We start from the raw sequence: 18000 nt of genomic DNA, 5'->3' as shown, positions 1-18000 counted from the left end.
CTCCGCGTCGCCCAGACGCCCGTGCCGACCTGCGACCCTCGACGGACGCGGCTCGCCCCTCTCCCTGGACCCGTCCAGCCCCCGGGTGCAGGCTGGGGCCATGGCCGAGACCTACCACCACGAACCCCCGTACACGATCGGCGTCATCTGCGGCAGCATCGCCGCGTCGTCGATCAACCGCCGCCTCGCGCGGGCGCTCATCAAGCTCGCTCCTCCCGCGCTGCAGTGCTCGTTCATCGAGATCGACCAGCTCGACCTCTACGACCGGGATCGCGACGACGCCTACCCGCCGGAGGCCGTGGAGCTCAAGCGCGCGATCACCGAAGCCGACGGCATCCTCATCGTCACGCCGGAGTACAACCGATCCATCCCCGGCGCGCTCAAGAACGCCATCGACTGGGCCTCCCGCCCCTACGGCGAGAACGCGCTCAACCGGAAGCCGGTCGGCATCATCGGCACCTCGCCCGGCGGCATCGGCACCGCCGTCGGCCAGCAGCACCTGAAGACGATCATGTCGTTCTGCAATGCCCCGATGATGAACGAGATCGAGGCGTACGTGCAGTACAAGGACGGGCTCGTCGACGACGACGACGACGTCACCGTCGAGTCGACGAAGGAATTCCTGAGCACCTACATGGCGGCCTACGACGACTTCGTGCGCCGGGTCCTCACCGTGCTGCCGAAGGCCGACGGCTCCACGGCGGCTGGCTGAGCGGATGCCGCCGCGCCCGCGGCCGCAGCGTCGTCGCGACACCGAGCGGCGGCTCTCGGAGGACGTCGACGTGTGGGTCGCGACCGCCTCCCCCACCGGCGAGGCGCACCTCGTGCCGCTCTCGTTCGACTGGGATGGCGACACGCTGCTGCTGGCCACCTCGCCGTCGAGCCCCACGGGGCGCAACCTCGAGGCGAAGGGCCGCGTCCGGCTCGGCCTCGGGCTCGTGCGCGACGTCTCGATGATCGACGGCGACGTCGAGGCGCTCGACATCGACGACGTGCCGGCCGCACGCGCCGACGCGTTCGCGGCTCGGGCAGGCTTCGACCCCCGCGCGTCGAGCGGGCGGATGCGGTGGTACCGCGTGCGCCCGACGGAGATCCAGGCGTGGCGCGAGGTCGACGAGCTGCCCGAGCGGCAGCTCATGCGCGGCGGCGCCTGGCTCGACTGACGGGTTCAGCCCGGCCGCACCAGCACCCTCCGCGCGACGATGACGTCCTCCTCGGAGGGCGGCACCTCCTCGGGCGGCGGCCGATCGCGCGTCCATCGGGTCGACTCCGCGTGCGGCGCCGGCAGCACGAGCCGCTCGATGAGCTCGGCGGCATGGCGCGCGCCGCCGAGCCGCTCGAGCTCTGCGGCGATCTCGAGCGCCCGCTGCTTGAAGCGGGGGTCGGTGCGCACCTTCCGCACCGCATCGCGCACCTGCGCGGGCTTCGGCCTGCCGGTGCGCAGGTCGACCCCCGCGCCCGAGTACGCCACCTGCGCGGCGATCTGCGGCTTGTCGAGCGTGCCGCCGGCGACGACGAGCGGCACGCCCATCGACAGCATCTCGAGCACCCCTCCCCAGCCGCCGTTCGTGACGCCGACCTCGCAGCTCGGCACGATCGCCGCGAAGGGGACGAAGTCGACGAGCCGCGCGTTCGGCGGCGGCTCGGTGCCGACGTCCCGACCGGCGGTGGTGCCCACGACGCGCACCGGCTCGTCGGCGAGCCCCACGATCGCGGGGACGAGCAGATCGGTGGGATCGGTGGTGAGCGTGCCCTGCGTCACGAACACCAACGGCGAGCCCTGCTCCAGGAGCGGCGCGACCCACGACGGTGTGGGTCGCGCCGCGGTCGGGGGCACCAGGCGGCCGACGAAGTGCACGGATGCCGGCAGATCGGTGCGCGGGAACTCGATCGACGGCGCCCCGGTGGCGATCACGAGCGTCGGCGAGTAGAGGGTGCTGTCGAACCGGCGGCCCGGGCCGAGGCCCAGCGACGCTCGCACCGCGCGATGCGGCCGGTCGAGCGGTGCCGTCATGGTCGGGGCGGCGCGGCGCAGCAGCGCATCCCGTGCCTCGCCGAAGCGGCCCCGGCCCGGTGCCAGGGCGAGCGCGCTCGGCGGCAGGTCCCGGCTCGGCATCGACAGCGGCACCACGGAGATGGTCGCCCACGGCAGGTCGAGCAGCTCGGCGGTGAGGCCGGCGCCGACCGCGAGCACGTCGGCGACGATCGCGTCGAACGGCGTGACCGCGTGCGCCGCGCACACGTCGTCGACCTGCCCGCGCGCGGTGCCGATGAACACGTCGCGCACGTTGGCGATCAGCCCGAGCGGCCCGGGGCCGCCGGCGTCGGGGAAGGTCTCGGAGAGCCGGGTCTCGTCGAAGTCCTGGGCAGCGCTCCACGGCAGGATCGCGCACCCCAGCCGACCGAACGCCTCCGCGTACCGGGCGCCGGTGTAGGCGGTCACGCGGTGACCTCGGTCGAGCAGCGCTGCAGCGACCGCGGTCATCGGACGGACGTGTCCCGCGAACGGCATCGCGGTGACGAGGATGTGTGCCACGCGGTCACGGTAGTGGCGCACTGGCCGCCTTCAGGAGAAACGCGGACAGTGTTATGAGAAGGGCTCGGTCGGCGCGGTGCTCGGCGTGCCGGAGGCGCTGGTCCTGCCGCAGGGGAGCCGCGGCTCGTCGGGCGGGACGTCGCCCCCACCGAGCTTGCGCCAGCGCGCCTCGAGCGTGATCGTGCGGTCCTCGACCTCGTCGAGCAGGTCCATCGCGAGATCGGGGCGCCCCATCCGCCGGGCGTAGAACACGAGCTCGACCTCGTCGAAGTCGCAGTGGAGCCCCTGCCCGATGACCCACAGCGGCGCCCTGGAGTTGCGCGGGATCACGCGCAGCAGCCCCGGATGGGTCGTGGTCATGAAGAGCGCCTCGAGGAACGACGTCGAGACGAGTCGCGAGACGGCGCCGGCGTGCAGCACGCCGCGGACACCCTCGCGGAGGATGCGCGCCTCGAACTCGGGCGTGACGGGCTTCCGCGACACGCCTCGCAGGCGAGCGCGGTCGAGTCGGGTGGAGACAGCGCCCACGAGCGTCGCGGTGAGGGAGTGCGTGTCAGGCATCGAGGACCGTTCTGGTGCAGGGCCGGCGCGAGGGCGCACGGGGACGCGGGGGCGCATGCCGCGGGCGGGCAGCGCGGACCGGGCCCCTCGCACCAGACGTCACCCCTCGCGGCCGTGTCGCGACTTACACCGTAAGCGTGAGTAGCGTGAGCATATCGCCGACCCGGCGGCAGCCGTCAACCCCGGATGGGGTACAAGTCTCGGAGGAGGCGATCGCGACGTGGCCCGCCAGAGGACGACGCCCGCCAACGGGTCCGCTGCGCGCCTCAGCCGCGAGCTGATCGTCAGCACCGCGCTGTCGCACATCGACCGGGCGGGCGCGCAGAGCCTGTCGATGCGGACGCTCGCGCAGGAGCTGGGGGTCGAGGCGATGTCGCTGTACCGCTACGTGCACGGCAAGGAGGACCTCCTCGAGGGGGTCGTCGCGCTGCTCATGGACGGGCTCGCGTCGGACCTCGATGCGGCGCTCACCGCGCACTGGCAGGGCTTCCTCCAGACCCTCGCCCATCGGGTCCGCAGCATCGCGATCGAGCATCCACGGGCCTTCCCGCTCGTGGCCACCAGGCATCCCTCGGCCCCGTGGCTGCGGCCGCCGCTGCGCAGCATCGAGATCGTCGACTCGTTCCTCAGCACGCTGATCGGCCACGGCTTCACGGATCGGCAGGCCGTGGACGCCTACCGGTCGTTCAGCAGCTTCCTGCTGGGTCAGCTGCTGCTGGAGTCCGCGGTGCGGGGCGCCGAGACGAGCCCCGTCGAGGAGCCCCTCGACGAGGGCGATGCCGACGTGCCACAGGCCGACGGCCAGGTGACCCTCGGGACGGCGTCCGAGGTGCGGCGGCTGCGCCCGCTGCTGAGCGAGGACCGCACCGATGAGGAGTTCGAGGTGTCGCTCGAGATGCTCCTCGACCGGTTGGACAGGGACGTCTCGCAGTAGCGCTGCTCGGACGGCGCGCCGCTGCAGAGACGAGCAGAGCCCCGCCTCGCGGCGGGGCTCTTCCGGTGGTGGACCCGGGGGGAATCGAACCCCCGACCTTCTCATTGCGAACGAGACGCGCTACCAACTGCGCTACGGGCCCGGACCGGATCAGCGTACCCGACGACGGCGGGCTCCACGAAATCGGCGCCGGCCGGGGCTTCGTCGTGCCGTCCGCGGCCGTTCACCTCCCGGCCACCGCACGCCGCTAGCGTCCGATCGTGCCTCGCGGCCAGTGCCGCCGCCATCGCGCTCAGCATCGCGCTGGCCGCGGTCATCGTCGTCGTCTGGCAGCCCTGCGCCGACGCGGCGATGCCGCTGCAGCCCGGGCTGTCGCCGAGCTGTGCCGCCGTCACGAGCGGGGCCAACACGGGCTGGATCGGCCTGCTGTGGCCGCTCGCGGTGGCCGCGGCGGGCTTCGCCGCCTACCGGCTGCTCACTCGCGGCTCCGGCGTCGGGCGCAGCGCGGTCGTGGTGGTGCTGGCGGTGTGCGCGATCGCGGCGAACCCGATCGTGGAGTACACGCTGCTCAACGCGGTGCCGCAGTCGTGGGACGAACCGCCTGGCACCGGCGCCCTCACCGCAGCGCTCTTCGCGCTGGCCGGGCTCGTGCTCGCGACGACCGCTGGCCGGCGCACGCGCGCCTAGCGGTCAGCCGACGCGGCGGAGGAACGCCTCGTGCACGTCGAGGCGCTCGAGCTCGTCGTCGACGACGCCCATCGAGGCGAAGCGCGAGCCGCTCGCGGAGCGCTCGACCCGCCGGGCGGGCTGCTCGACGCGCACGCGGTGCTCGTCCTGCTCGGTCTCGAGCGGTGCCGGCTCGATGATCACGGCCGGCGCTGCCGGAGCCGGGTCGGCGCGCATCTCGCGCACGGGCGCGACCGGCTGCGTCTCCGCCGTGCGGCGGTCTGCGGCCGGTTCGGTCGGCGAGGGGGTGCCGATCTCGCCGGTGACGATCTCGTCGAAGCTCGCCTCGAGCGCCGCGACGCGGGCGATGGGGCCGGAGATGGCGCGGCGATCCTCGGCGAGCTGCGCACGGGCGCGTCGCAGCAGCTCGTCGCCCGCGCGGTATTCGGGGCGCAGGCGCTGCTCGGGCACCGGCCGCGGCGACCAGGCCCGCGACGCGGTGGCCTCGTCCGCGGTCCCGGCGACCTCCGCCCGCGGGGTCTCGGCGGTGCCGAAGATGACGCCGGAGGCGGATGCCGCGGCGCGCACCGCGCCGGTGCGGTGCTGGCCGGCGCGCGTCGCCTGCCGTGCGACGACCTGCGTGGCCACGCGGGACTCGGCGGCGACCGCCTCCGCGGCGACCTCGCGGGCCTCGACCAGCGTGCGGACCTCGGGCGCGGATGACGCGACCCGACGCATCCGCGACGCCGACGCGTTCACGGCGACGAGCCCCGCCAGGCCGAGCACGGCGACGACGGCGCCGAGCGCGACCAGCGCCTGCAGGCCCGGCACGATGGCACCCGCGACGACCGCCACCACGGCGGTGAGCACGAGCGCGAAGCACGCCAGGCGGGTGCGGCGCAGGCGCTGGGCGCGCGACACCGTCGACTTCACCGCGGCGCGCACCTCGCGCTCGACCGCCTTGATCTGCTCGTCGAGCTCGCGTGCGCGGGCGACGGCCTTCGCGTGCTCCATCGCCTGCTTGAGGCGCGCCTCCTTGGCGACCGCCTTCTGCTGCACGGCGATGGTGCGGGCATCGGCCTCGATGCGCACCTCCTCCGGCGACTCGGCCGACTCGGCCATGATCCGCAGCGTCTGCTGCAGGCGGATGGCGTTGCGCTCGGTGGCGAGGTACTCGCGCTTGCGGGTCCAGACGGGCACCAGGTAGGCGACCCAGAGCACCACCGCGACGATGAGGACGAGGGACGTCCCGAGACCTGCGAACTCTGGCATGTCCTGCACGGTAGCGGCGGCGCGGGCCCGATCTCGGGAGGCCGTGCGGCGGTTCGCCACGCATCGGGAACATTGCCGCGCGAACGGCTCCGGCGCGCGCGCTCGGGTCAGCGCGCGGAGCCCGCGCGCGGGTCGCCGCCGACCTCGACCGGGTAGACGGAGCGGTCGAACGGCGGCACCCGGCCGGCCAGCCAGCGCTGCAGCATCGGCTCCGCGAGCTCCTCGCGGACGATCGCGAAGCACAGGTGGTCGCGCCAGTCGCCGTCGATGTGGATGTAGCGGCGGCGGCAGCCCTCGTAGCGGAAGCCGAGCTTCTCGACCACCCGCAGGCTCGCCACGTTCTCGGGGCGGATGCACACCTCCACGCGGTGCAGGCCCGCCGGGCCGAGCAGGTGGTCGGCGACGAGCGCGACCGCCGTCGTCGTGGCGCCGCGGCCGGCGAAGCGCTGCGCGATCCAGTAGCCGAGGGTCGACGACGCGAGCGCGCCGCCGGAGATGTTCGCGACGTTGAGCTGGCCGGCGAACTCGCCGTCGACCTCGATCGCGAAGGCCATGCCGGTGCCGTCGCGATCGGACTCGAGCAGCGAGCGGATCGACGAGCGGGTGTCGAAGCGGCCGCTCGGGCGGGTGCCCGGCAAGGTCGCCTCCCAGCGCTCGAGCCAGGGGCGGTTGGCGATCAGCTCGGCCTCGAGCGCCTTCGCGTCGCGCTGACGGATGCCGCGCACGGTGATGGCGCCATGGGTGAGCCGCGGCGCAGTGTCGAACACGAGAGCGAGCCTAGGCGGTTCGGCGGGGCGACCGCTCCGCGACGAGCGCGGCGGGCACGACGTTGAAGTTGTCGCGGAACAGGTTCTCGGGGTCGACCTCCGCCTTCAGCGCGCGCAGCCGCGCGAGCGTCGCCGGCGGGAACGCCTCCTCGAGCCGGCCGGGCCGCCGATCCGTCTCGAACGAGAGGTACAGGCCGGATGCGTGCGGCGCGACGAGCGTGTCCCACGCGGCGTCGAGGCGCGTGCGGTCCATGCCGAACGCGATCACCGAGAAGCCCGCGTCGCGGTGCGCGAACGCGGTCGCATCCGGGTCGACGTCGCCGATCGCGCCGCCCATGGCGCGGATCTGGAAGAAGAAGTGCGCGCCGGCGTCCAGGAAGCGCGCGAGCGCCGTCGCCACGGCCGGCGTGATCGAGCGCAGCAGCGCCGACCGGGTGGTGGGCTCCCCCTGCCCCTGATGCGGTCCCCCGGCCGCGTTGTCGATGACCCCCGCGTAGCGGGTCCGGACGACCTGCTGCTGCACGAGCGGCCCGACCGTCGCGAACGGCTGCAGGTGGTCGACGATCGTCTCGGGCTCGGAGGCGTCGACGGCGATCATCGCCTGCGCGATGCGCGACTGGCCGGGGCGGTCGCGGCCGATGAGCAGGAACGGCGTCACCGCGCGGTCGCTCGCCTCCGTGGCCGCGCCCCACCGCTCGAGGAGGTCGGCCGTGTCGCTCGCGTCGAAGGCGAGCTGCGCGAAGCCGATCTCGCCCACCGGCTGCGCGATCATCTCGAACGCCACGGCCACGCCGAGGTTGCCGCCGGCGCCGCGCATGCCCCAGAACAGCTCCGGGTGCTCGTCGCGGCTCGCGCGCACGAGCTCGCCGCTCGCGAGCACGACGTCGATCGACTCGACGTGGTCGATGGTGAGCCCGTGCTCGCGGCCGAGGAAGCCGACGCCGCCGGCCGTCGCGAGCCCGCCGACGCCCACCCCGCCGTAGTCGCCCGAGCTGATCGCCCAGCCGTGCGGGTCGAGCGCGGTCGCGACCTCGCCCCACGTCGCACCGGCGCCGACGCGCACGAGGCGCCGCTCCGCATCCACGACGTCGATGCGATCGAAGGCGCCGAGGTCGATGACGATGCCGCCGTCGTTCGTCGACCGGCCGGAGATGCCGTGACCGGCGGACCGGATGCTGAGCGGCACCCGCCCCTCCCCCACGCCCTGGCCGCGGGCGTAGCGCAGCGCATCCGCCACCTGGGCGGCGCTCGTCGGCCGCAGCACGATGCCGGGCCGGCCGCCGCGCAGGTAGGTGTGCTGCGCATCCGGGTACGACCAGGAGCCGGGCTCGACCGCCGTCGCCTGCAGGCTCGCGGGGACGGCGGCGTAGTCGATGCCCGCCGCGCGCTTCGCGAGCGCCGCCGCGGGGACCGCGGGCGCGGTGTCGGTGCGGCGATCGGCGCGCTCGGCGGCGACCTGCTCGCGCACCGCGGGCGCGACCTCTGCCATGAACCGCTCCATCAGCCCCGGGTCGTCGGCGGCGAGGATGAAGGTGCCGATGCCGTCGCCGAGCGCGAGCTCGACGAGCTCCTCCACCCACTGGTCGGGCGGGCCCTGCAGCCGTCCCGTGGACCGCTCGCCGATCTGGCCGCTGATGTTGAGCAGCCGGCGGATCTCGCGCGGGTCGCGGCCCGCCCGCGCGGCCGCCTCGTCGATGGTCCGGTTGCCGCGATCGAGGTCGCCGGGCTGCAGGTAGCCGAGGGATGGCAGCCAGCCGTCGCCGAGCCGGCCGGTGAGGCGCAGCATGCGCGGCTTGTAGGCGCCGATGTGGAGCGGGATCGGATGCGCCGGGCGCGGCCCGCGCTTCGCGCCGGCCACGCGATGGTGCTCGCCGTCGACGCGCACCCCGCCGCGCTCGCTCGTCTCCCAGATGCCGCGGATGATGGCGATCGCCTCGGCGAGCGCATCCACGCCCTCGCCGGGCGTCAACCTGGTGCCGCCCATCGCAGCGATCGCGTCCCAGAAGCCGCCGGCACCGAGGCCCAGCTCGACGCGGCCACCGGAGAGCAGGTCGAGGCTCGCCGCGCTGCGCGCGACGACGGCCGGCTGGCGCAGCGGCACGTTGAGCACGTTCGGCGCGATGCGGATGCGGTCGGTCGACGCCGCGATCCAGCTCATGAGCGTCCACGTGTCGTGGAACGCGGGCTGGTAGGGGTGGTCCTGGAACGTCGCGAGGTCGAACCCCGCCAGCTCGGCCGCCTGGGCGAGCCGCACCGGCTGCTGGGGTGGCTGGTTCGTCGGCGTGATGAACACGCCGTACTCGAGCTGGTGGCCGTAGTCCATGGCGATCGCGTCCCCGTCCCGGGCGCGTGCTCGCCCACCGGATCCAACCGCCCGGGGTGGGCAAGATTCCCACGGCGACGCGCGAGCGTCGCCGGGTGAGCGCGGGCGACCCCGGCCGGAGGTCAGACGGCTCGGCCGTCGGCGACCGGCCGCGGCGAGGTGCCCGACCATGCGCCGACCAGCGACCGGTAGGCCTCGACGACGTTCTCCTGCTGCTCGTGCGGCGTGGTCCCGGGCTGCGCGGACGCGTGCGCAGCGTTCCACAGCGCGAGCCGCAGCTCGGACGTCGGTTTCGGCCCTCCGTTCGCGAGCACGTCGGCCTCGTACCAGGGCAGCACGTGCGCGGCCCATCGCCGGCTCTCCCACTCGAACACCGGGATCGCGAGGGCCATGAGTCCGCAGCCCACGAGCAGCACCCACCACGTGCCGCTCGACGTGAGCGGCACGCCCGCGATGGCGACGCCGACGCCGACCACGCCGCAGATCCAGCCCGCCACGAAGAGCGCGGAGCCGCCCGGGTCCGCGGGCACCGCATCCCGCCCCGCGGCGCGCTCGATCGCATGCTGCACGGCACGCTGCTCGGCCACGGCGTCGGCGTGCCTCGCGGCAGCGCACGCGAGCGCGAGCACGAGCGACAGCCCACCCCAGAGGACCGCCGCGGACCACGGCGCCCCCTTCAGCGTCTGCAGGAGGGCGATCGCGGTCGTGACCCAGGCGAAGAAGGTCACGATGCGCAGCACGGTGATGAGCAGGGCCATGGCTGCCTCCAGGTCATCGGCGCCACTGGCGCCGCTCGGCGCTGTGTGCGCCGTGACGCGACCATAACCCCGTTATGGGACCTCTGCGGCGAATCCTGGGGCGTATCGACGCATCTCTTGAGGCCCTGCGCACGGCGCTCCCGCCGCGCGCATCGAGACGGCCTCCGCGACGACGCGCTAGCGTCGCCGTGTGAGCGACGACGAGTCCGCCATCGAGGACGCCAAGCGGCTGCTGCGGAGGCGCCTGCGCTCGCAGCGGGCGGAGCGCGGTCCGGCAGCGGCCGATCATGCGGCCTCCCTAGCCGACCACCTGCGGCGCCTCACCGAGACGCTCGGCGCCCGCACGATCTCGGCCTACCTGTCGCTGCCCGACGAGCCCGACACGCGCGTCTTCCTGCGCTGGGCCACGGGCGAGGGCATCCGCGTGCTGCTGCCGGTCATCCGCCCCGACGGCCTGCTGGACTGGGCAGAGCACGACGGCACCGAGACCGTCGAGGCGACGCTCGGCGTGCCGCAGCCCACCGGCGAGACGCTGCCGCCGACGGCGCTCGACGACGTCGACCTCATGCTCATCCCGGCGACCGCGGTCGGCCGCGACGGCTCGCGGCTCGGCGGCGGCCGCGGATTCTTCGACAAGACCATGGCGGCGATGGCAGAATGTCCCTTGGTCTATGCCGTGGTCCACGACGACGAGCTGTTCGACAGCGTGCCGCACGCGGCGTACGACCAGCCTGTCGACGGCGTCGTCACGCCGTCCGGGATCCACACCACATCGAGGAGCTGACCAATGCCCGTCTACGCCTACGCCTGCACCGCCTGCGGACACGCGTTCGAGGCTCGGCAGGGCTTCGACGAGCCGTCGCTCACGGTCTGCGAGCGCTGCCAGGGCGCGCTCCGCAAGCAGTACGGCACCGTCGGCGTGACCTTCAACGGCTCGGGCTTCTACCGCACCGACTCGCGGGCCGCGAGCGGCGCGGCGAAGGCGCCGACCGGCGGTTCCTCGTCGAGCTCGTCCGCGTCGTCCGGCTCGTCCTCGTCGAGCTCGTCCTCGAGCTCGAGCGACTGAGCCGTGGAGGGCTTCAAGAAGTTCCTGCTGCGCGGCAACGTCGTCGAGCTCGCGACCGCCGTCGTCATCGGCGCCGCGTTCACCGGGATCGTGAGCGCCTTCACCGAGGCGATCATCGATCCGCTGCTCGCGATGGCGTTCAACGCGGACGCGCTCGCGGGTGTGATGGTGGGCCCGTTCAAGCTCGGCCTGCTGATCGCCGCCGTCATCAACTTCCTCATCGTCGCCGCGGTCGTCTACTTCGTGCTGATCATGCCCATGGCCAAGCTCAAGGAGCGCCTCGACCGCAACCGCGAGCTCGAGCTCGCACCTGCGGAGCAGGTCGAGACCGACGTCGAGATCCTGCAGGACATCCGCGAGCTGCTGCGGGCGCAGGCGACGGCCTCGACGACGACGCCGGGCGCGCCGACCGCCTGACGCTGTCGCCGCCGAGGCGCACCGCCACCGGCGCGCTCGGTCCGCGGATGCGTCAGCCCCAGTGGGGCGGGACGTCCTGCCGCAGCTGCGCGTCGTTCTCGGTCGACTGCTGCTGCTCGCGCGGCGGCTCGCCCGTGTAGCCGGGTGTCGGCTCGGTCGACACCCGCCGGCCGCGCCGCCTGATCACGAGCGGCGTCGGCTCGTCGCCCTCGATGCGCTCGCCCTCGGGAGGCGGGCTCGCCTCACCGGTCACTGCGAGGCATCCGCCCCGACGAGCTCGGCGATGCGGTCGGCGACGCCCTCGGGGTCGGTGAACAGCTCGAACGCGTGCACGCGCATGGTGTGCCAGCCGAAGCGCCGCAGCACCTCGGGGCGCAGGCGCAGCGCCTCGCGCAGCGTGCGCTCGCCGTCGTCGTGGTCGGCCTCGATGGCCGCGCAGACGCCGCCGTTCGCGACCACGAGCGGCAGCTGCCCGTCGTACGAGACGTCGGCGCGCAGCCCCCGCCGCCGCAGGCGCGTGGCGAGGTCGATCATCAGCGGGTCGCCGCCGTGGAACGCCTTCGGCTGCTCCCCCGACGCGATGTCGAGCAGGATCTCGCGCAGCTGCGCGGCACCGTGCTGGAGCCGCTCGGGGTCGAGCTCGGCCGCGTCGAAGGCCGTGACGATCTGCATCGCCTTGCGCGCGCGCGTCATGGCGACCGCGAGCATCCGCTCGCCGCCCGGCTCGCCGAGCGGGCCGAACTCCACGTTGCGGCCGTGCTTCGTGTGCCCGTAGCCGACCGAGAAGATCACGCGGTCGCGGCTCAGCGCGCTCGCGTGCGTGATGTCGACGATGACGAAGGGCTCCTCGCGCTCCGCCACGACGAAGTCGGTGAGAGGGCCGCCGGCGCCGAGCGACGCCATGACGGCCTGCTGCAGCCGCACCTCGTGCTTCTCGTTGGCCGTGACGACCATGAGCGACTCCTGCGGCCGCGAGCGCGCGTGCTGCGTGACGAGCTGCACGACGCGCTCGACCTCGGCGTCCGGGCTCTCGACCGTCGCGGCGCCCTGCTCGGGCAGGCCGTGCGCGCCGTGCACGATCGAGCTCGTCAGCGATGCGTGGCCCAGGTAGGCGCCCGCCCACGGCAGCGCCTCGATGCGGCCCTCGTAGAAGCGCTCGTTGACGGCGGTGACGAGGTCGGCGCCGCCCGTGCGGTACGAGCGGGTGAGGCGCCGCGTCGGCAGCACCTGGCCGAGCCGCGACAGCGCCGATTCGGCGTGCAGCTCGTCGGGGGTCGCCAGCTCCTCGCTCGGCCGGACGCCGAGCGTCGAGATGCCGACGTCGAAGGGCGAGGGCGTCTGCGTCACCGAGTCGCCGAGCGCGATCACCTGACGCGCGCGGCTGATGGCGCCGGCCGCCTCGGCGATCGTGATCGCGCCGGCGTCGGCGATCACGACGGCGTCGAACGGGATGCGCTTCGGCACGCGGTGCAGGTCGTACGGCGACGCGAGCCACACGGGCGCGAGCGAGCGCGTGAGGTGGGGCGCGACGTGCTGCAGCTCGTCGGCGTCGACGGGGCCGGCCTTGATGAGCCGCTTGACCGCAGCCGCCTCGTCGCCGTGGTCGTCGATCGCGAGCCGCCACTGCTTGGCGAGCTGGTGCGCGAGGCGCGCGCTGGAGGCGTCGACATGCGCCTCGTCGACGAGCGCGAAGTCCTGCTCGAGGCGCTGGAGCACCTCGGTGTTGCCGCGCAGCAGCGCGCGCTCCTTGCCGAGCATCGCCTGCAGCGCGGACTGCCACCACGCGAGGTCGAGCTCGTGCTCGACCTGGTCGTCGGCGACGTGGCGGTTCGCGAAGTCGGCGAGCAGCGGGTCGAGGCCGAGGCGCTCGACCGACGCCATGAGCTCGGCGCGCTCCTGGATGTTCTGCAGCGCGTCGCTCGGCGCTGCCAGGCCGGCTACCCGCTCCTCGAGGTCGTCGAGCTGCAGGTCAGCGCTCGGCACCTCCGGGCTGAGCGCGGCGTCGAGGCGGCCGAGGCGCTCGAGGATGTCGGTGAGGCGGGCGTCGAGCGCGGCGAGGCCGGACGGCACCGCCGGGATCGACCCGTCGGGCGCGAACTTCGCCCAGAGCCGGCGCTGCTGCTGCGCGGCGATGAGCACGTCGTGCAGGTCGGGCACGTGCGCGCCGGGCCGCACGTACTCCTCCGCGAGCTTGCGGAGCCGGCGTCGCTGCATGCTGCCGAGCGCCTGCACCGCCTCGCGGCGCGGGCCGGTGGCGGTGATGAGCTCGCCGAGCGGGCGGTCGTAGATCGACGGCGTCATCACGTCGAGGGTCGCGAGCACGTCTGTGAGCAGCGCCACCTGGATCGCGAGCTCGGCGAGCGTCGCGGCGGGGCGCAGCTTCGTGTCGCCGATGACCCGCTTCGCCTGCGCGAGGAGGGCCGCGAGGTCACCGGGGCCGCCGTCCGAGCTGGGGCCGGCCAGCCGCTGCGCGTCGGCGAGCGCGGCGGATGCGTCGCCGGAGCTCGAGAACGACGCGCCGTACCAGGGCGTATCGCTCGGCCCGTACTTGAACTGCCCGAGCGCGGCGGCCTTGCGCATCGTCGCCGCCACGCGCGGACGGTCGGTGGCGAGCTCGCGGGTCGCCCGCTCGCTCAGGCGCGCACGGCTCGACGGCGGCGTCGGCAGCATCGCGAGCCGCGAGAGCTCCTTGAGGGCGTCGAGCACCGACACCTGCAGCTCGGGGTCGACGCGCTGGAGCGCGGCGCGGTAGTCGAGCAGCACCTTGCGGAGGCGCAGCATGGCCTCGTCGATCTCGGCCGTCTCGGGTCGCGGGCTCTGCTCGATGCGGCGGATGGCGGCGATGAGGTCGCGGCGCAGCGTCGCCTCCGAGACGGCGAGCGCCTCGAGCTTGGTGGCGGCGAAGCGGTCGGCGATGTCGCGCAGGGTGGCGCGGCGGGGGCTGACGACCAGCACGCGGCGATCGTCGCCGACGAGCGCGCCCACGACGTTCACGATCGTCTGCGTGAGGCCGGTGCCCGGGAGCGCCTCGACCACGATCGAGTTGCCGGCCGCGGCCTCCGCGATCACCGCGTCCTGCTCGCCGTCCGCGTCGAGCACGAGCCGGTCGACCTCGGGGTCGCGCTGGTCCTGCGGCGTCTCGTCGATGCCGGCGCGGCCCTCGCGCACCCGCCATGCGGCCTGCTCGTCGCCGCGCACGGCATCGAGCACGTCGTGCGGCTGCTGCTGCAGGTCGGTCACCATCGGCTCGCCGACGTCGGCGAAGGTCGACGCCAGCAGGCGCGCCTCGACCGAGAAGCCGGGCACGTGGGCGGCCGCCTGGCGCACCGCATCCAGCACCGCGTTCGGCGTGAAGGTGCCCTCGCCGGAGCCGAGCTCGACCAGCTGCCGCTCGTCGAGCCGCACGCCGTGGTGGCCGCGCAGGATGCTGGCGATGCGCGGGTTGACGAACGGGCGGCCGAGCACCTGCAGCTCGAAGTCGCGGCCGCGGCGGCGGATCATGAGCGGCCGGAGCAGCATGGGCCCGTAGACGACGCGGTCGCCATGCGGGAAGCGCACCATGCCGATCCCGAGGTGCACGGCGTCGATCGAGCGGGCGGCGGCGAGCTCGATGCCCTTCGACGCGATCGCCGCCGCGGCGCCGCGCGCGGCGCGCAGGGCGAGGTCGTCGCGGATGAGGCTCGAGAGGGCCGTCGGGCGGCCGGTGATGAACTGCGCGAGGCCGCCGGGATGCGTCGTCGACAGCTCGACGCGCGTGGCGGTGGTGTCGATGAAGTCGGTCAGCGGGCTCCGGCCGCCGACGCGGCGGAGCGCGCTCGCCCACGCCTCCCACTCGCCTTCGCGGCGCGAGCGCCGGGGCTCCGGGTCGGGCTGCCGCTCGGGCGCCCGGGCGGCCTGCGGCGCGGCGTCCTGCGCGGCACCCGACTGCTCGAACACCGGCGCACCGCCGAGGCCGTCGTCGGCGCTGTCGTCGTTCGGTGCCGCCGCGGGCTGCACGAGCTCGACCGCGTCGTGCGTCGCGCCGTCGACGGGCTCGTCGCCCAGGTTCTCGATCTCGTCTTCGCGCACACCGTCACGATAGTGAAGCGCCCGTGAGACGCGGCGGTGCCGCCCCGCAGAGCCGCAGAATCGGGCTCAGGCTCTGCCTAGAACCAGGCGTCGCCGGTGCGCCGCGTGTAGACGGCGCGCAGCCAGCGGCCTGCCTTCTGCCACAGCGCGTAGCGGCCGGAGAGCGGCAGCTCGAACGTCGGCATGTACCGGACGGGCTCCGGCGCCCACGCCGTCTTGAACGTGTAGAGGCCGCGGATGTCGCTCGTCTCCCACTCGGCCGGGTCGGGGATGTTCGCGAGCTCGTAGAGCGTCACGCCGTCGGCGTGGAGGTCCTGCATGATCTTCCACTGCATCAGGTAGGGCGCGAAGATCTTCGCGTTCTCGCGGATGCTGCCGGCGTCCTTGTACCAGGCGGTGTCGCCGAAGCGGATGACGAAGGCCATCGACTGCACCTCGCCCTCGTAGTGGGCCACGTAGAAGTGGCCCTGCCCGACGGTCTTGTAGACGTCCCAGATGCGCTGGAAGTACTCCGGGTGGCGGAAGTAGCCGCCGGAGCGCTCCTTCGTCTCGCCGATGAGGCGGTGCATCTCCGCCTCGTTCTCGGCCGTCATCTCGACCTTCGTGACCGTCACGCCGAACTTGTTCTCGGCGGCGCGGTAGGAGTTGCGGGCGCGCTTCTTGAAGCGGGCCGCGACCTCGTCGAGCGTGCCGGTGAGGTCGACGGCGACGGCGTGCTGGTACTGGCTCGAGGCGGCGCGCACCCAGCCGTTGCGCTCGAAGGCGGCGATGAGCGCCGGGTCCTCGGTCTCGAACGTCTCCATCTTCAGCCCGAACCAGCGCTTCGGGTAGGCCTTCGCCCGTGCGGTGATCGCGTCGACCGCCTCGGGCGTGATGCCGCTGACGCGCGGCAGGAAGAGGATGCGCCCGGCGAGCGGCGCGGTGCGCTCGAACAGCTGGATGGGCAGCTGCCGCTCGCCGTCGGCGGTCGGCACGGGGACGACGTCGCGCAGCGCGCGCCACGGGCTCGCCTCGCGGGTGCGGGCCCACGCATCCGACTGCATGTAGTGGGCGCGCGACTGCCCCTCGAGCACCTGCGCGTCCCACGTCGCTGCGTCGGTCGCCTTCGCGGGCCTCGGCTCGGCTGCAGCGGTGGTGCTCATGCGCTCGCTCTCGTGGGGGTGGGATGCGGTGGGTCGCGGTGCGATCGCACCGCCCTCGATGCTACCCGCGCCGCTCGCAGCGCGGCGGCGGGCGCGCTCGCCGACGGCAGCCGCGTCAGCGGCTCGACGTAGCGTCGCCGTCATGACCCTCCGCCCCGCCGAGTGGGACGTGCTCCACCCACTCGACGGGCACGCCATCGCGATCGTCCGGCTCGTGCAGCTCGGCACGGGCCGCGAGCCCTACTACCGGGCGGTCTCCCCCGAGCCGGACCGCGCGCTGCGGCGGCTGATCGGCTACTGGGGCACCGTCGACGAGGCGCACGAGGGCGTGCTGGCGCTGTACGAGCGCGCGTCCGGGCGCTCGCTCGCCGGCGGGGACCGCCCGCCGTCGCGGCCGCTCGTGCCGCAGAAGCCACCGCCCGGCTCGCCGCAGCAGGGCGCGCCCGCGCGGCCTCGACTGCATGCGGCCCGCGCATAGCGCTGCAGCCGCTCGAGGCAGGTGCCGTCAGGCCGGCTTGGTCGCCTTGCCGTCGAGCCAGAGCGTGTCGGCGTCGTCGCGGTGGCTGCCGGTCGAGCCGACGTGCTTCGCGTCGATCTGGGGGCCGTGCTTGATGACGTGCACGAGCGCCATCCCGTGCCCGCGCCCGAGGCCGTGATCGGCCTTCAGCCACTCGAGGATGGTGCCGGCCTTGACCGAGGGATCGTCGAAGCCCCGGTCCTTCGCCTGGTCCACGAGCGCTCGCGGGGTGAGACCGGTCTTCTCCTCGATCGCGTCGAGGTACGCCTGGAACGACATGGCGCTGACGGTACACCGCCGGACGCCGCCTCGGTGCGGGATCGCCTGGGCGATGCATCGAGGCATGAGGTGCATCGTCGAGGACGAGGGCATAGCGTTGCTCGCATGAGCGAGGCGACGTGGCGCGCCCTCGCGCACGCGCGTGTCGTGCTCTCCTGCGAGTCCGTGTTCGCGCGGCTCGAGATGCGCAGCCGCCTGGCGGCGATCGCCGACGTCGTGCCAGGCCAGCTCGCGACCGTCGCCCTGGCGGAGCTCGAGCCGCACGGCGACATCGGTGCGGACTCGGCCGGTGTTCGGGGGGCCGGTCGCGAACGTCGACTGGACGAGGTCACCGCCGCGATCGCCGAGCGCATCCGCACGGGCATCGACGAGGTCCAGTGGCCGGTCCCGGACGAGGGATACGACGTGGTGCTCACGGTGGACGTCGCCGCCGCGGTCTACGGCTTCGTCGCCGGGTGCGTCAAGCCGCTCGAGTCGCTCGTCGTGCAGCACGCGCACGGCCGCCACGACGAGCGCACCGCGCACCGGCTGCTGTCGCCGCGCCCGTTCTTCGACGCGGATGCCTTCACCGCGCTCGCCGGGCTGCTCAACCTCGTTGCGGCAGCCGAGGCCGCAGTGCACGAGGCGCAGCGCGACCACGACGCGGCTGTGCGAGACGCGGCCCCGGACGAGCACGACGGCTGAGCGGATGTCG

Annotated in this window: 19 protein-coding genes and 1 tRNA gene; 9 read left to right on the top strand and 11 right to left on the bottom strand. The window is 73.9% G+C overall.

Features of this window, described 5'->3' with window-relative positions; all coding sequences use genetic code 11:
- Positions 1-100 precede the first annotated feature (100 nt).
- On the top strand, positions 101-712 hold the full coding sequence (locus tag EDD26_RS08080; protein WP_123697244.1) for an NADPH-dependent FMN reductase: 612 nt from the start codon (positions 101-103) through the stop codon (positions 710-712).
- Between the two features lie 4 nt (positions 713-716).
- Entirely contained in the window at positions 717-1163 is a 447-nt protein-coding gene (locus tag EDD26_RS08075; RefSeq protein WP_123697243.1) for a pyridoxamine 5'-phosphate oxidase family protein, read from the top strand.
- 5 nt (positions 1164-1168) lie between these two features.
- Here EDD26_RS08075 and EDD26_RS08070 read toward each other — a convergent pair whose 3' ends face one another.
- Positions 1169-2536, bottom strand: a complete 1368-nt coding sequence (locus EDD26_RS08070) for a glycosyltransferase (protein ID WP_123697242.1) — start codon at positions 2534-2536, stop codon at positions 1169-1171.
- Between the two features lie 51 nt (positions 2537-2587).
- Entirely contained in the window at positions 2588-3097 is a 510-nt protein-coding gene (locus tag EDD26_RS08065) for a hypothetical protein (protein ID WP_123697241.1), read from the bottom strand.
- Between the two features lie 220 nt (positions 3098-3317).
- Between EDD26_RS08065 and EDD26_RS08060 the strand changes: the two genes are divergently transcribed.
- Positions 3318-4031, top strand: coding sequence for a TetR/AcrR family transcriptional regulator C-terminal domain-containing protein (locus EDD26_RS08060; RefSeq protein WP_245989807.1), 714 nt, complete (start codon positions 3318-3320; stop codon positions 4029-4031).
- A gap of 66 nt (positions 4032-4097) precedes the next feature.
- Here EDD26_RS08060 and EDD26_RS08055 read toward each other — a convergent pair.
- Positions 4098-4173, bottom strand: a tRNA-Ala gene (locus EDD26_RS08055).
- A 209-nt stretch (positions 4174-4382) separates the two neighbouring features.
- Between EDD26_RS08055 and EDD26_RS08050 the strand changes: the two genes are divergently transcribed.
- On the top strand, positions 4383-4718 hold the full coding sequence (locus tag EDD26_RS08050) for a hypothetical protein (protein WP_123697240.1): 336 nt from the start codon (positions 4383-4385) through the stop codon (positions 4716-4718).
- A gap of 3 nt (positions 4719-4721) precedes the next feature.
- Here the strand turns inward: EDD26_RS08050 and EDD26_RS08045 are convergent, their stop codons facing one another.
- The 4 genes from EDD26_RS08045 to EDD26_RS08030 all read right to left on the bottom strand — a co-directional run bounded on the left by EDD26_RS08045 (position 4722) and on the right by EDD26_RS08030 (position 9817).
- A complete protein-coding gene (locus EDD26_RS08045) occupies positions 4722-5969 on the bottom strand; it encodes a hypothetical protein (protein ID WP_123697239.1) in 1248 nt (415 codons plus the stop codon).
- A 107-nt stretch (positions 5970-6076) separates the two neighbouring features.
- Positions 6077-6736 (bottom strand): GNAT family N-acetyltransferase, encoded by a 660-nt coding sequence (locus EDD26_RS08040; protein ID WP_123697238.1) that lies wholly within the window; start codon positions 6734-6736, stop codon positions 6077-6079.
- Between the two features lie 10 nt (positions 6737-6746).
- Positions 6747-9059 (bottom strand): LLM class flavin-dependent oxidoreductase, encoded by a 2313-nt coding sequence (locus EDD26_RS08035; protein ID WP_123697237.1) that lies wholly within the window; start codon positions 9057-9059, stop codon positions 6747-6749.
- 122 nt (positions 9060-9181) lie between these two features.
- Complete coding sequence (locus EDD26_RS08030) at positions 9182-9817, bottom strand: hypothetical protein (protein ID WP_123697236.1); 636 nt, start codon at positions 9815-9817, stop codon at positions 9182-9184.
- Between the two features lie 190 nt (positions 9818-10007).
- On the opposite strand from EDD26_RS08030, the gene EDD26_RS08025 reads away from it, so the two are divergent.
- The 3 genes from EDD26_RS08025 to mscL are packed head-to-tail and all read left to right on the top strand — an operon-like array spanning position 10008 to position 11300.
- Positions 10008-10601 (top strand): 5-formyltetrahydrofolate cyclo-ligase, encoded by a 594-nt coding sequence (locus EDD26_RS08025; protein ID WP_123697235.1) that lies wholly within the window; start codon positions 10008-10010, stop codon positions 10599-10601.
- Between the two features lie 3 nt (positions 10602-10604).
- Positions 10605-10883, top strand: coding sequence for an FmdB family zinc ribbon protein (locus EDD26_RS08020; protein WP_123697234.1), 279 nt, complete (start codon positions 10605-10607; stop codon positions 10881-10883).
- Between the two features lie 3 nt (positions 10884-10886).
- A complete protein-coding gene (gene mscL, locus EDD26_RS08015) occupies positions 10887-11300 on the top strand; it encodes a large conductance mechanosensitive channel protein MscL (protein ID WP_123697233.1) in 414 nt (137 codons plus the stop codon).
- Positions 11301-11352: 52 nt separating this feature from the next.
- Here mscL and EDD26_RS08010 read toward each other — a convergent pair whose 3' ends face one another.
- The 3 genes from EDD26_RS08010 to EDD26_RS08000 form a co-directional block, all read right to left on the bottom strand.
- On the bottom strand, positions 11353-11553 hold the full coding sequence (locus EDD26_RS08010) for a hypothetical protein (RefSeq protein ID WP_123697232.1): 201 nt from the start codon (positions 11551-11553) through the stop codon (positions 11353-11355).
- Positions 11550-15368 (bottom strand): AAA family ATPase, encoded by a 3819-nt coding sequence (locus tag EDD26_RS08005; protein WP_123697231.1) that lies wholly within the window; start codon positions 15366-15368, stop codon positions 11550-11552. The genes EDD26_RS08010 and EDD26_RS08005 overlap by 4 nt, the downstream gene beginning before the upstream one ends.
- 77 nt (positions 15369-15445) lie before the next feature.
- A complete protein-coding gene (locus tag EDD26_RS08000; protein ID WP_170165578.1) occupies positions 15446-16510 on the bottom strand; it encodes a lipid II:glycine glycyltransferase FemX in 1065 nt (354 codons plus the stop codon).
- Positions 16511-16652: 142 nt separating this feature from the next.
- Between EDD26_RS08000 and EDD26_RS07995 the strand changes: the two genes are divergently transcribed.
- A complete protein-coding gene (locus EDD26_RS07995) occupies positions 16653-16988 on the top strand; it encodes a hypothetical protein (protein WP_148058720.1) in 336 nt (111 codons plus the stop codon).
- A 27-nt stretch (positions 16989-17015) separates the two neighbouring features.
- Here the strand turns inward: EDD26_RS07995 and EDD26_RS07990 are convergent, their stop codons facing one another.
- Entirely contained in the window at positions 17016-17306 is a 291-nt protein-coding gene (locus tag EDD26_RS07990; protein WP_123697228.1) for a DUF4287 domain-containing protein, read from the bottom strand.
- A gap of 105 nt (positions 17307-17411) precedes the next feature.
- Between EDD26_RS07990 and EDD26_RS07985 the strand changes: the two genes are divergently transcribed.
- Positions 17412-17990, top strand: a complete 579-nt coding sequence (locus tag EDD26_RS07985; RefSeq protein WP_123697227.1) for a hypothetical protein — start codon at positions 17412-17414, stop codon at positions 17988-17990.
- Positions 17991-18000: the final 10 nt, after the last annotated feature.

The sequence above is a fragment of the Agrococcus jenensis genome, from assembly GCF_003752465.1.
GTDB classification, from domain to species: domain Bacteria; phylum Actinomycetota; class Actinomycetes; order Actinomycetales; family Microbacteriaceae; genus Agrococcus; species Agrococcus jenensis.
This window is presented reverse-complemented; position numbering and strand designations above follow the sequence as displayed.